This window comes from Streptomyces sp. NPDC046887 (assembly GCF_040644755.1).
Lineage (GTDB): Bacteria > Actinomycetota > Actinomycetes > Streptomycetales > Streptomycetaceae > Streptomyces > Streptomyces lichenis.
In genome coordinates this window covers 1-11,943 of sequence record NZ_JBEYXH010000068.1, presented here as the reverse complement: position 1 = coordinate 11,943, position 11,943 = coordinate 1, and the positions used below count along the sequence as shown (strand labels likewise).

General features: G+C 71.1%; 12 protein-coding genes. 3 read left to right on the top strand and 9 right to left on the bottom strand.

Features of this window, described 5'->3' with window-relative positions; genetic code table 11:
• Positions 1-95 precede the first annotated feature (95 nt).
• Both ABZ945_RS32750 and ABZ945_RS32745 read right to left on the bottom strand, forming a co-directional pair.
• Complete coding sequence (locus ABZ945_RS32750; protein ID WP_361277076.1) at positions 96-542, bottom strand: DCC1-like thiol-disulfide oxidoreductase family protein; 447 nt, start codon at positions 540-542, stop codon at positions 96-98.
• Between the two features lie 14 nt (positions 543-556).
• Entirely contained in the window at positions 557-985 is a 429-nt protein-coding gene (locus tag ABZ945_RS32745; protein WP_361277074.1) for a hypothetical protein, read from the bottom strand.
• Between the two features lie 190 nt (positions 986-1,175).
• Between ABZ945_RS32745 and ABZ945_RS32740 the strand changes: the two genes are divergently transcribed.
• Complete coding sequence (locus tag ABZ945_RS32740; RefSeq protein ID WP_361277072.1) at positions 1,176-2,621, top strand: hypothetical protein; 1,446 nt, start codon at positions 1,176-1,178, stop codon at positions 2,619-2,621.
• A gap of 32 nt (positions 2,622-2,653) precedes the next feature.
• Here ABZ945_RS32740 and ABZ945_RS32735 read toward each other — a convergent pair whose 3' ends face one another.
• The 7 genes from ABZ945_RS32735 to ABZ945_RS32705 form a co-directional block, all read right to left on the bottom strand.
• Positions 2,654-2,845 carry a ferredoxin gene (locus tag ABZ945_RS32735; protein WP_361277070.1) on the bottom strand — a complete coding sequence of 64 codons (192 nt, stop codon included), beginning with the start codon at positions 2,843-2,845 and terminating at the stop codon, positions 2,654-2,656.
• Between the two features lie 42 nt (positions 2,846-2,887).
• Complete coding sequence (locus ABZ945_RS32730; protein ID WP_361277068.1) at positions 2,888-4,102, bottom strand: cytochrome P450; 1,215 nt, start codon at positions 4,100-4,102, stop codon at positions 2,888-2,890.
• A 252-nt stretch (positions 4,103-4,354) separates the two neighbouring features.
• The gene (locus ABZ945_RS32725) at positions 4,355-5,119 is read right to left on the bottom strand and encodes a succinate dehydrogenase iron-sulfur subunit (RefSeq protein ID WP_361277066.1); all 765 of its coding nucleotides are present in this window, start codon (positions 5,117-5,119) and stop codon (positions 4,355-4,357) included.
• Positions 5,119-6,873, bottom strand: coding sequence for a succinate dehydrogenase flavoprotein subunit (gene sdhA, locus ABZ945_RS32720; protein ID WP_361277064.1), 1,755 nt, complete (start codon positions 6,871-6,873; stop codon positions 5,119-5,121). Before sdhA ends, ABZ945_RS32725 begins: the two co-directional genes overlap by 1 nt.
• An 18-nt stretch (positions 6,874-6,891) precedes the next feature.
• On the bottom strand, positions 6,892-7,368 hold the full coding sequence (locus ABZ945_RS32715; RefSeq protein ID WP_361277062.1) for a succinate dehydrogenase hydrophobic membrane anchor subunit: 477 nt from the start codon (positions 7,366-7,368) through the stop codon (positions 6,892-6,894).
• 8 nt (positions 7,369-7,376) lie between these two features.
• Complete coding sequence (sdhC, locus tag ABZ945_RS32710) at positions 7,377-7,757, bottom strand: succinate dehydrogenase, cytochrome b556 subunit (protein ID WP_308282240.1); 381 nt, start codon at positions 7,755-7,757, stop codon at positions 7,377-7,379.
• 308 nt (positions 7,758-8,065) lie between these two features.
• Positions 8,066-8,635 carry a 2-oxo-4-hydroxy-4-carboxy-5-ureidoimidazoline decarboxylase gene (locus tag ABZ945_RS32705; protein ID WP_361277060.1) on the bottom strand — a complete coding sequence of 190 codons (570 nt, stop codon included), beginning with the start codon at positions 8,633-8,635 and terminating at the stop codon, positions 8,066-8,068.
• A gap of 415 nt (positions 8,636-9,050) precedes the next feature.
• On the opposite strand from ABZ945_RS32705, the gene ABZ945_RS32700 reads away from it, so the two are divergent.
• Positions 9,051-10,610, top strand: a complete 1,560-nt coding sequence (locus ABZ945_RS32700) for a glycoside hydrolase family 20 protein (RefSeq protein WP_361277078.1) — start codon at positions 9,051-9,053, stop codon at positions 10,608-10,610.
• 108 nt (positions 10,611-10,718) lie between these two features.
• Positions 10,719-11,861 carry a hypothetical protein gene (locus tag ABZ945_RS32695; protein WP_361277059.1) on the top strand — a complete coding sequence of 381 codons (1,143 nt, stop codon included), beginning with the start codon at positions 10,719-10,721 and terminating at the stop codon, positions 11,859-11,861.
• The last annotated feature ends 82 nt before the right edge of the window (positions 11,862-11,943 follow it).

Here is an 11,943-nt window from a genome sequence, read left to right as displayed (position 1 = left end):
GCACCCCCTCAGCGCCCACCGAGACGCCCACCGAGACCCGCACCGGCGAACCGGCCGCCCCGCCGACCGCGGCCCTGGCGCATCCGGCCGTGGCCTCAGGCACCCGCCCCGTGACCTGGTACGCACCGTCCCTCGGCGCAGCCGTTCGGTCCCTTGCCGCCGGTGCGGGCGGCGCGCAGCTTGGCGGCGGCGAGGACGGTGGCCCGGGCCAGCGGCAGCCCGGCCGGGGTGGAGAGCCGGTGGGCGGTGGCCCGGTAGGCGTCCAGCGCCCAGAGGCAGGTGATCCAGGCCGCCTCCGAGCGGTAGACCTGGCCCGCGTCCCCGATGACGGTGATCTCCTCCAGGGTGGCCCGGTGGTCCAGCCGCGGGAAGCGGTGGCGGGCCTCGGCGGAGCCGGCGGGTACGAAGTCCAGCGGCACCCGCTGGGTCTGCCGGGCGAGCCAGCCGCGCAGCTGTACGCAGAGCGGGCACCCCGCGTCGTACAGCACCGTCAGTCGTCGCACCGGTGGCGGGGGAGGCGCGGGCGGTGGCGAGTGGGTCATGGCGCGGCCCGCCCTCAGGCCCCGGCCGTGGGGCTGCTCCAGCCACCGGCGGGCGGGATGTACCCCTGCGGCGCCACGGGCGGCCGCTGCTCGCGGTCCAGGGTGCCGCGCCGGCGGATGCGGTTCAGTACGTAGACGTTGGCCAGGTGCAGCACCCCGAGGACCAGCAGCACCACGCCGAGCTTGACCGAGAGCGCCTCGAAGAGCTGCCGGGCGTCGGCGACGGGGTCGTCCTGGCTCAGGTGGAGCGCGACGAAGCCGAGGTTGACCAGGTAGAAGCCGACCACCAGCAGATGGTTGACGGCGTCGGCGAGCTTCTCGTTGCCGTGCAGCACATCGGCGAGGAAGACCCGGCCGTTGCGGCTGAGAGTGCGCGCCACCCAGACCGTCAGACCCACGCTGACCAGCAGGTAGACGACGTACGCGATGACAGTGAGGTCCATGCCCCACGCTCCTTTGAACGCGTTCAAAAGCTGATGGTGCTGAGCCTAGAACTTCTTTTGAACATGTTCAAGTGGAGCGGGTGCTCTGGTGTTCGACCGGTCGCTTATGCTGCCGTGGGCATTTCAAGATCACGTGCCACAGGCTCACGGCTCATAGGTCATGGCTCACGGCAGGCGTACGGGGGAAAGAATGAACAAGTACACGGTGGCGGCGGTCGGCCTCGTCCTTTCGGCGGGGCTGGTGGCGGGGTGCGGAAGCTCCGGGGGCGAGGAGCCCGCCGCGAAGCCGAAGGCCGGGGGAGCGGCCGCCGGTTCGGGCGGTTCGGGCGATGCGGCGGCGGCCAATGGCCCCCGCTACGACGGGCCCGCGATCCCGGGCCTGGCCGCCGAGCCGGCGTGGAGCCTTCCTTCGCCCGCCAAGGCGATCGACCTCGGGGACACCTTCCTGTTCGCCAAGGACGCCCAGGGCGCGTACGCCTCAGGGGGCGGGTCCGACAAGGAGCCGGTCGACGGGACCGTCGGCGCGCTGTCCGTCGGCGATGCCTCCACGCCGACGACCCTGGAGTTCCGGGACGTGAAGACCGGCGAGGTGCGCAAGACCCTCACGGTGAAGGCCGACCGGGTGGTCGCCACCACCTGGCACCAGGGCGTCCGGGCGGTCGCGGTGCTCACCGGTGCCACCACGGAGTCGGACGGTCTGAGCGCGGAGAAGACCAGCACCACGGTCACCGTCTACGGCGGCGACGGCGCGGAGCTGGGCAAGATCACGCGTGAGGGCGACAAGTTCGACGTCCACGAGGGCTATGTGGTCGAGCAGGACGAGCAGGCGGGCCTCAAGCTCACCGCCATCGACGGCGGCGCGGTCCGCAAGGTCGTCTGCACCGGGCAGATGGCGGCGTGCAGCTTCGACCCGCGCAACAAGGACATCGACGGCGCCTCGGGCCACGCGCCGCTGATCACCGGCGCGTACGCCTTCCATGTGGAGAACGCCTCCACCTACGAGGAGGACCCGGAGCAGCTGGTCATGACGGAGCTCGACGGCGGGAAGAAGGTCTGGAGCACCGCGGACGTCACCCCGCCGGCCGGTGTGGAGCTGGACGAGGACGGAAAGCGCGCCAGCCGTAGCATCCGGGTCCTCGACGTGCGCGACGGCAAGGTGCTGACCGCCTGGGGGGCGGGCGTCTTCGCCACCGACACCTGGGTGACGGCGACCTACGACATCGCGACCGGCAAGCAGGTCGGCGGCTCCTCGAAGTACACATACCAGGACGCCCCGTACGACACCGTCAACACCGAGGGCTCCTCCGTCTTCAGCCCGGACCGCACGCTGGCCGCCGTCCACACGGAGCGGGGTACGGCCGTGTGGCAGCCGGCCGACGGCAAGGAGGTCTGGTCGCAGGCGGAGGGCGAGAAGGCGATGGAGCCGCTGCGCTTCGCCCCCAACGGCGTGCTCTACGGCACCGTCGACGGCGAGAACGGCGCCGAGGACGCGTACCTCGCCGTGGACGGCCGCACCAAGAAGGTGCTCGCCAAGAGCCTGCCCGAGCAGAGCATCCCGCTCTTCTCGCGGTCGTCGGGCTACGGCTACCTCAGCACGGAGAAGGGCTTCTTCGTGTTCCCGGCGGCCCAGGGCTGAGGCAGCCCTCCCCGGCGGTCCGGGCGCGGCCGTCAGCCGTCGACGGTGATCGCCTGCACCGGGCAGGCCCGCGCGGCCTCCTTGACCAGGGGGTCGCCGGCGCCGTCCTCGCGTCCGGTGAGGACGGTGCCGAAGCCGTCCTCGTCCTGGGTGAAGACCTGCGGGGAGGTCAGGGCGCACTGGCCGGCGCCGATGCAGACGTGTTCGTCGATCGAGATGCGCATCAACGGCCTTCCCTCGTCATCAGTGGTCCTTTCTCACGGTGGTCACCAGGCCACGGGGAGTTCGAGCATCCCCTGGATCGTGTCGCCCGGCTTGAACGGGATCGTGTCGGCGGGGGCCGCCAGGCGCAGCTCCGGCAGCCGGTGGAGCAGGGTGCCCAGGGCGATCTCCATCTCGGCCCGCGCCAGGTTCTGCCCCAGGCACTGGTGGATGCCGAAGCCGAAGGCCAGGTGGTGGCGGGCCGAGCGGTTCCAGTCCAGCGCGTCCGGGTCGGTGTAGGCGGCGGTGTCCCGGTTGATCAGGGAGGTGGAGAAGACCACCCCCTCGTCGGCGCGGATCACCTCGCCCTCGATCTCGATGTCCTCCCGCGCCACCCGGATGAACCCGTCCGCGATGGAGAGGAAGCGCATCAGCTCCTCCACGGCGGCGGGCAGTTGCTCCGGGCCGCCGGCCCGCAGCTCGGCCAGCCGCTCGGGGTGGGACAGCAGGGTGTAGGTGCCCAGCGAGATCATGTTGGCGGTGGTCTCATGGCCGGCCACCAGCAGGACGAGGGCCAGGTCCACCAGCTCCTGCCGGTCCGGCTCCCCGCGGACGTCGAGCTGCCGGGCGATCAGATCGTCCAGCACCCCGTCCCCCGGGGTGGCGCGTTTGCGCTCCACCAGCTCGCCGAGATACCCCTCCAGCCGCTCCCGGGCGACCTCCACGTCCCGGGCGGCCGGGCCGCGCAGCAGCCGCCGGGACTGCTCCTCGAAGAACTCGTGGTCGGTGTAGGGGACGCCGAGCAGCTCGCAGATCACCATCGACGGGACGGGCGTCGCGAAGTCGGCCACCAGCTCGGCCGGCGGGCCCTTGGCCACCATCGCCTCCAGCGCCCCGTCCACGATCTCCTGGATACGCGGCCGCAGCCGCTCGGCGCGGCGCACACTGAAGCTGGGGATGAGCATCCGGCGCTGGACGTTGTGCTCCGGGTCGTCCAGCCCGAGCAGCGCGGCGCGCCGCCGGTCGCGGATGGTGGCGAACCGCTCGGTGGGCCTGGGAAAGGCAGGGTGGGTGGTGTCGCTGGACAGCCGCTGGTCGGAGAGGAGGGCCCGGGCGGCGGAGTGCCCGGTGACCACCCACACCCGGCGGCCGTCCCAGAGCTTCACCCGGGCCAGCGGGCGCGCCTCGCGCAGCGGCTGGTAGGCGGTCGGCGGGTGGTACGGGCAGCCGCGGTCCTGGGGGAACGCGACGACGTCCGGCAGGGGGGTCGCTTGAGTCATGGGGGGCCTCGCAGACGCTGACTCGTGGACGGACGCGGGGGAGTGTCACGGCGTCATCCGGCCGGTGTCGACTCCACCCGGTGACGAGTCCACTACATGCCCGAGGCATCGATCGCGTCTACGCGCTGTTCGGCCAAACCACCGGAACGGGTCCCTCTCCGGTCGTCCGGGTGACGGTGGCCCGGGTGATGCGGCGAGGGCCCGCCTCCGGGACGGAGACGGGCCCTCGTACACGTACCGCTCAGGCGGGGATCAGAAGCGGCGGGTGATCAGCGCCCGCTTCACTTCCTGGATCGCCTTGGTGACCTCGATACCGCGCGGGCAGGCGTCCGTGCAGTTGAACGTGGTGCGGCAGCGCCACACGCCGTCCTTGTCGTTGAGGATCTCCAGCCGCTGCTCCCCGGCGTCGTCGCGCGAGTCGAAGATGAAGCGGTGGGCGTTGACGATCGCCGCCGGGCCGAAGTACTGGCCGTCGTTCCAAAACACCGGGCAGGACGAGGTGCACGCGGCGCACAGGATGCACTTGGTGGTGTCGTCGAACCGCTCGCGGTCCTCGGCGGTCTGCAGCCGCTCACGGGTCGGCTCGTTGCCCTTGGTGACCAGGAACGGCATGACGTCCCGGTACGCCTGGAAGAACGGCTCCATGTCCACGACCAGGTCCTTGAGGACCGTCAGGCCCTTGATGGCCTCGACCGTGATGGGCTTCTCCGGGTTGATGTCCTTGATCAGCGTCTTGCAGGCGAGCCTGTTCTTGCCGTTGATCCGCATCGCGTCGGAGCCGCAGATGCCGTGCGCGCAGGAGCGCCGGAAGGTCAGCGTGCCGTCGACGTCCCACTTGATCTTGTGGAGGCCGTCGAGGACCCGCTCCTTGGGGTCGATCTCGATCGGGAAGTCCTCCCACACCGCGTGCTCCGACACCTCGGGGTTGAAGCGGCGGATGCGGAAGGTGACCGTGATGTACGGGGAGGCGTCGGTCTTCGCGACCGCCTCGGCCTTGTCCATGACGGGGGTAGCCATCAGTACTTACGCTCCATCGGCTGGTAGCGGGTCTGGACGACGGGCTTGTAGTCGAGACGCACGGTCTCCGAGCCGTCGTCGCCGACCTCGCGGTACGCCATGGTGTGGCGCATGAAGTTGACGTCGTCGCGGTTGGGGTAGTCCTCGCGGTAGTGGCCGCCGCGGGACTCCTTGCGGGCCAGCGCGGACACCGCCATGACCTCGGCCAGCTCCAGCAGGTTGCCCAGCTCGATGGCCTCCAGCAGGTCCGTGTTGAACCGCTTGCCCTTGTCCTGGACGGACACGTTCTTGTACCGCTCGCGCAGCTCGGCGATCTTCTCGACGGCCGTCTTGATCGTCTGCTCGGTGCGGAACACCATCACGTTGGCGTCCATCGTCTCCTGGAGCTCGCGACGGAGCTCGGACACCCGCTCGCTGCCGGTGGCGGCGCGCAGGCCCTCCACCATCTCGACGACCAGCGACGCCGGGTTCTCCGGGAGCTCCACGAAGTCCGCCGTGGCGGCGTACTCGGCGGCGGCGATGCCGGAGCGGCGGCCGAAGACGTTGATGTCCAGCAGGCTGTTGGTGCCCAGGCGGTTGGCGCCGTGCACCGAGACGCAGGCGACCTCGCCGGCGGCGTACAGGCCCGGGACGACGGTGGTGTTGTCGGCCAGCACCTCGCCCTCGACGTTGGTCGGGATGCCGCCCATCGCGTAGTGCGCGGTCGGCTGGATCGGGATCGGGTCCGTGTAGGGCTCGATGCCGAGGTAGGTCCGCGCGAACTCGGTGATGTCCGGCAGCTTGGCGTCCAGCTGCTCCGGCGGCAGGTGGGTGAGGTCCAGGAAGACGTGGTCGCCCTCCGGGCCGCAGCCCCGGCCCTCGCGGATCTCCGTGTAGATGGAGCGCGAGACGACGTCGCGCGAGGCGAGGTCCTTCATGACGGGCGCGTACTTCTCCATGAAGCGCTCGCCGTCCTTGTTGCGCAGGATGCCGCCCTCGCCGCGGGCGCCCTCGGTGAGCAGGATGCCCATCCGCCAGATGCCCGTCGGGTGGAACTGGAAGAACTCCATGTCCTCCAGCGGCAGCCCGCGCCGGTAGCAGGCGGCCTGGCCGTCACCGGTGAGGGTGTGCGCGTTGGAGGTCACCTTGAAGAACTTGCCGGTGCCGCCGGAGGCGTAGATCACGGCCTTCGCCTGGAAGATGTGGATCTCGCCGGTGGCCAGCTCGTACGCCACCACGCCGGCCGACTTCTTGACGCCGTCGACCTCGGTGATCAGCTGGTCCAGGACGTAGAACTCGTTGAAGAACTCCACGCCCTCCTTGACGCAGTTCTGGTACAGCGTCTGGAGGATCATGTGACCGGTGCGGTCCGCGGCGTAGCAGGACCGGCGCACCGGGGCCTCGCCGTGGTTGCGGGAGTGGCCGCCGAAGCGGCGCTGGTCGATGGTGCCGTTCGGGGTCCGGTTGAACGGCAGGCCCATCTTCTCCAGGTCGAGGACCGCGTCGATGGCCTCCTTCGCCAGGATCTCGGCGGCGTCCTGGTCGACCAGGTAGTCACCGCCCTTGACCGTGTCGAAGGTGTGCCACTCCCAGTTGTCCTCCTCCACGTTGGCCAGCGCGGCGGCCATGCCGCCCTGCGCGGCGCCCGTGTGGGAGCGGGTGGGGTACAGCTTGGTCAGCACGGCGGTGCGGCTGCGCTTGGTGGCCTCGATGGCGGCGCGCATACCGGCGCCGCCGGCGCCGACGATGACGGTGTCGTACTTGTGGATCTTCATTGATCGTCAGCCCCGGCTTCAGCGGATGTTCGGGTCGAAGGTGAAGATCACCAGCGTGCCCAGCAGGATGGTGAACACCGTCGCGGTGTACAGCAGGCCCTTCAGCCACAGGCGCGTGTTCGGGCGCTCGGCGTAGTCGTTGATGACGGTACGCAGGCCGTTGGCGCCGTGCAGCATGGCCAGCCAGAGCATCAGCAGGTCCCAGACCTGCCAGAAGGGGGACGCCCAGCGGCCGGCCACGAAGGCGAAGCCGATCTTGGAAACGCCGCCGTCCAGCACCAGCTGGATCAGCAGGTGGCCGATGACCAGGACGACCAGGACGACGCCGGACAGCCGCATGAAGAGCCAGGCGGCCATCTCGAAGTTGCCGCGGGTGGAGCGCGGGGTGCGGCCGGTCCGCTTGCGCGGTGCCTCGATGAGCGGGGCCGGGTTGTCCACGTCGTAGACGTGGCCGCCCTCCACGGGGCCGACGGCGGGGGTGGTGTCAGTCGACATGTCTGGTCTCAGCTCCCGAACAGTTCACGCACGGCGTGGCCGAGGACGGGGTAGATCGCGCCGGCCATCAGGACGACCCAGATGCCCACGACCGTCCAGAGCATCTGCTTCTGGTAGCGGGGGCCCTTGGACCAGAAGTCCACGGCGATCACGCGGAGGCCGTTGAGCGCGTGGAAGAGGATGGCGGCGACGAGGCCGTACTCCAGCAGCGCGACGATCGGCGTCTTGTAGGTGGCGACCACTTCGTCGTAGGCCTCGGGTGAGACGCGGACGAGCGCGGTGTCCAGCACGTGCACGAACAGGAAGAAGAAAATGAGGACGCCGGTGACTCGATGAGCCACCCACGACCACATGCCTTCCCGGCCGCGGTACAGCGTTCCAGCCGGCACGGAAAAACCCTCCGGGAGCGGATTTGGGGCCCGGCCGGCTTCGTAGGCGGTCTGGCCCGGCCGGGTACGGTCCACCGGCCCCGGCAATCGTAGCGACGCTTTGTCGGTTCGCCCGCCCGGGGTCGGTAGGTGTGATCAAAGAGGCACCGATGGGCTATGGACGCGGTGGCCTGCGCTGACATAGGCAAGGCTGCCCTTACTTCATGCCCGCCGGTGGCGCCGACCCGCCCCTTCCCCCCTTCTTATGCGCTTTCATGCGCTTTTTCCCAGCCCTTTCGCCGGGCTGTTCACAGAAAGGGTTACGGGGATCAGCGGGGCGGCTCGGTCCAGGTGCCGATCAGCCGGGCGAGCCGGGCCCGGGCCAGCCGGCGCAGCTCGTCCGCGGCGACCGACCGCTCATGGTCCGCCTCGTGGTCCAGCCGGGTGTGGATCGCCGCCAGCGCCAGGTCCAGGTGCTCCCTCGGCGGCCACCCGTCCAGGCAGAGCGTGAAGGCGTGGCCGAACCGCTCCTCGTACCGGCTCAGCGCGGCGTCCCAGGCGGTGAGCGCGGCGGGCGGCGCGCCCGTCGGCAGCAGCGGAGGCGTCTCGTCCGCCAGCGCCTCGTCCAGATCGGCGCCGCCCAGGTCGTACCCGGCCTCGTCCGCCGCGGCCAGCAGCGCGTCCAGCGTCGGGTACGGGCGGTGGGCCGCCATCCGCGCGGCCCACCGGCGGCTGCCGCAGCAGGCCAGCAGCGCGGCCTCGGCGGCGCCGGCCGGCTCCTCGTTGAACCTGGTCAGCGGCGACCCCGCGAGGGAGCCGCGGGCCTGTGCCGGTAACGCCCGGGCGGCGGTGGGGGCCGCGCCGGTGTACGGAACGCCCGCGGTGGGATCGCCGGCCATGTTGTCGGTGGGCTCCTCGGCAGGTGGGTGTCTCGGACGCAGGCTCGGTCGCGGTACGTCTCGGACTCAGGCTCGGTCGCGGTACGGAAGGGACGACCGTGGGGATAGGGGCACAACATTACCCAGGGTGAACGTGAGCGTCTCGGGAGATGCGGGAAGTTCACCCGGAAGGGAGAGTTTCAGTACGGCCTATGGACGGAGGTAACCCGTGTTCCGGTTCCGGCACCCCAGGCTCCGGCGGTCAACGACCCCGCGCTCGGCATCACGGTCGACACGGTGGTCGACGCCCCGATCGACGCCGTGGTCGACGCCACCGTCGGCGGATTCCCGGGCGGGGGGCGACCCTTCCGGGTCCGGACCCTCGGCGACCGGTTCATCCGGCGCCCGGCGGGCCGGGGTGGTGGCCGCGGCGGTGGTGTTCTCCCTGACCGCCGCCTCCTGTGCCGGGAGCGGCGACGGGGGAGCGGCCTCCGCGGGCGCGCCCACTCCCGCGGCCACCAGCCCCTCGCCGTCCTCGCCCACCTCCCCGTCACCCACTCGGACGTATCCGCTCTCCACCGAGCCCCGCACCATCCCCGCGGTACGGGAGCACCAGGCCGCCCGCGGACCCGGCTGGAAGCCCGGCGGCGGCAGCGCCGTGGTGCTCGCCGAGGGCAGCGGCGCCCTCGCCGACGAGGGCAGGCTGCTCGCCGGGGAGCTCGGCACCGGCTACCGGGGCGAGGCCGCCGCCCGGCCCGGGGACGTGGAGCTGGTCCTCGACCCGAAGCAGGGCGGCGGGGCCGAGTCGTACACCGTCACCACCCGCGGCAACCGGGTGCGGATAGCCGGGCCGGCCGAGGCCGGCGTCTTCTACGGCACCCGCACCGTCAAGCAGGCCCTGCGCTCCGGCGGCACCGTCCCCGAGGGCACGGTCACCGACGCGCCCGCCAAGCCGCAGCGCGGGCTGCACCTGGACATCGCGCGCAAGTTCTTCGATGCCGGGTGGATCGAGGCCCGGCTGCGCGAGATGGCCGACCTCAAGCTGAACCAGCTCGCTCTGCACTTCTCCGACGACCAGGCCTTCCGCATCGAGTCGTCCAGCCACCCGGAGATCGTCTCCGACCCCCATCTCAGCAAGGCCGAGGTCCGCCGGATCATCGCCCTGGCGAACTCCCTGCACATCACCGTCATCCCCGAGATCGACTCCCCGGGCCACCTCGGCGCCGTGCTGCGGGCCTACCCCGACCTCCAGCTCCGCAACGCCCAGGGCAACGCCCGCCAGGGTGCCATCGACATCTCCAAGCCCGCCTCCGCGCGCCTCATCGACGAGCTGCTGCGCGAGTACGCGGCACTCTTCCCCGGCGGCTACTTCCACGTCGGCGCCGACGAGTACCAGGCCCTGACCGTCTCCGACCCCGCCACCTCCTTCCCGCAGCTCGCCGCCGCCGCGCGGCAGCGGTACGGGCCGGACGGCACCGTCCAGGACCTCGCCGAGGGCTGGCTCAACGACCGCGCCGCGACCGTCCGTTCCACCCGGAAGAAGGCCAAGGCCTGGAACGACGGCTTCTTCGCCGACAGCGCGGTGACGCCGGACAAGACCATCGAGGTCGAGTACTGGACCGGCAAGGAGATCGGCGCCCGCCCACCGACCGCGTACCTCGCCGAGGGCCGCCCGGTGGTGAACCTCAACGACGAGTACCTCTACTACGTGCTCGGCGAGCCCAACGACTTCACCTATCCCACCGGTGAGCGGATCTACGAGCAGTGGACCCCGCGGGTGCTGCGCGGCACCACCCCGGTCGCGGCCCGCTACGACCGGCAGATCCTGGGCGGGCGGTTCGCCGTCTGGTGCGACCTGGCGAACGCCCAGACCACCGCGCAGGTCGCCGAGGGCATCCGGATGCCGCTGAAGGCCACCTCCCAGAAGCTCTGGGACGCGGGCGATCCGCCCTTGTCCTGGCCGCAGTTCCAGTCCCTCGCCCGACAACTCGACTGACCACCGGCCGGGCATTCGGCCGCCGCCCCGGGACCCCGCAATCCCGGGCCGGCGGCCGTACAACCCTTTGCGGAAGCTGTGAGTCTCCTCTGACGGGTCACACCACAGATGGGGGAGTGTGATCGCACACGTTCGCATGAGGAGACAGTCATCACCGCCATACGCAAGACCCTGAGCGCCGCCGCCGTCGTCACCGTCGCCCTGGCCGGCGTGGCCGCCTGCGGCACGGCGGAGCAGCTGTCCGCCGGGCAGAAGCTCGACCGGGCCTTCGACAAGCTGGGCCAGGAGAAGTCCCTCTCCTTCGAGCTCGACCTCGACACCGACTCCGCCTCGCTCCTGGCGCTGGACGAGAAGATGGGCAGCGAGCCGGGCGAGGAGCTGGACCCGAAGGCCGCGGAGCTGCTCAGCGGCGCGCGCATGAGCATCACCGTGCACTCCAAGAAGGCGCTGAAGGACTCCGGCGAGAAGGACATCGTCGGCGCCGCCGCCAAGGTCAGCACCCCGGACGGCGACCTGGTCGAGTTCCGGCAGGTCGGCGACGCCGCCTATGTGCGCACCGACATGGAGGCGCTGGGCAAGGCCGTGGGCGAGCCCATGCCGAAGGCCTCGGACCTGCCGCCGGAGGCCGGCGCCTTCAAGAAGCTGCTGGAAGGCGGCTGGGTCACCTTCGACACCAAGGAGCTGGAGAAGGCCGCCGGCGAGGACGCGAGCGGCGAGCCCTCGCCGGAGCCCAGCCTCGACGCCAAGACGCAGAAGAAGCTGACCAAGGCGATCCAGGACGTCATCAGCCGCGAGGTCGACTTCGCCGTCGCCGACAACGGGGACGGCGAGGAGCACATCGTCGCCACCGCCCCCTTCCGCACCCTGATCACCGAGCTGGTCGACGAGATCCGCCCCTTCAAGAAGGAACTGCCGCCCGGCGTGGAGCTGCCGACGGCCACCGACCTGAAGGACGCGCCGAACACCAAGGTCGCCGCCGACTTCACCCTGAAGAACGGCGACCTCACCGAGGTCCGCATCGACCTGGCCAAGCTCGCCGAGTCCGCCAAGGTCAAGAAGCTCGGCCTGGTCGTCCGTCTGAGCAAGGGCGAGCAGCCCACCGCCCCGGCCGGCGCCACCAAGCTGGACCCGGCCGAGCTCATGGGCGCCTTCGGCGGCCCGGGCATGGGCGAGGACGCGTCCTTCGCCGAGGACGACCTCGGCGAGGGCGACTTCTCCGACGAGGGCGCCTTCGAGGTCGACCCGGTCTGACCCCTCCCGCCCACACCCGGCCACGGCCGGCCGCACCCGGCCACGGCCGGCCGCACCCGGCCACGGCCGGCCGCACCCGGAC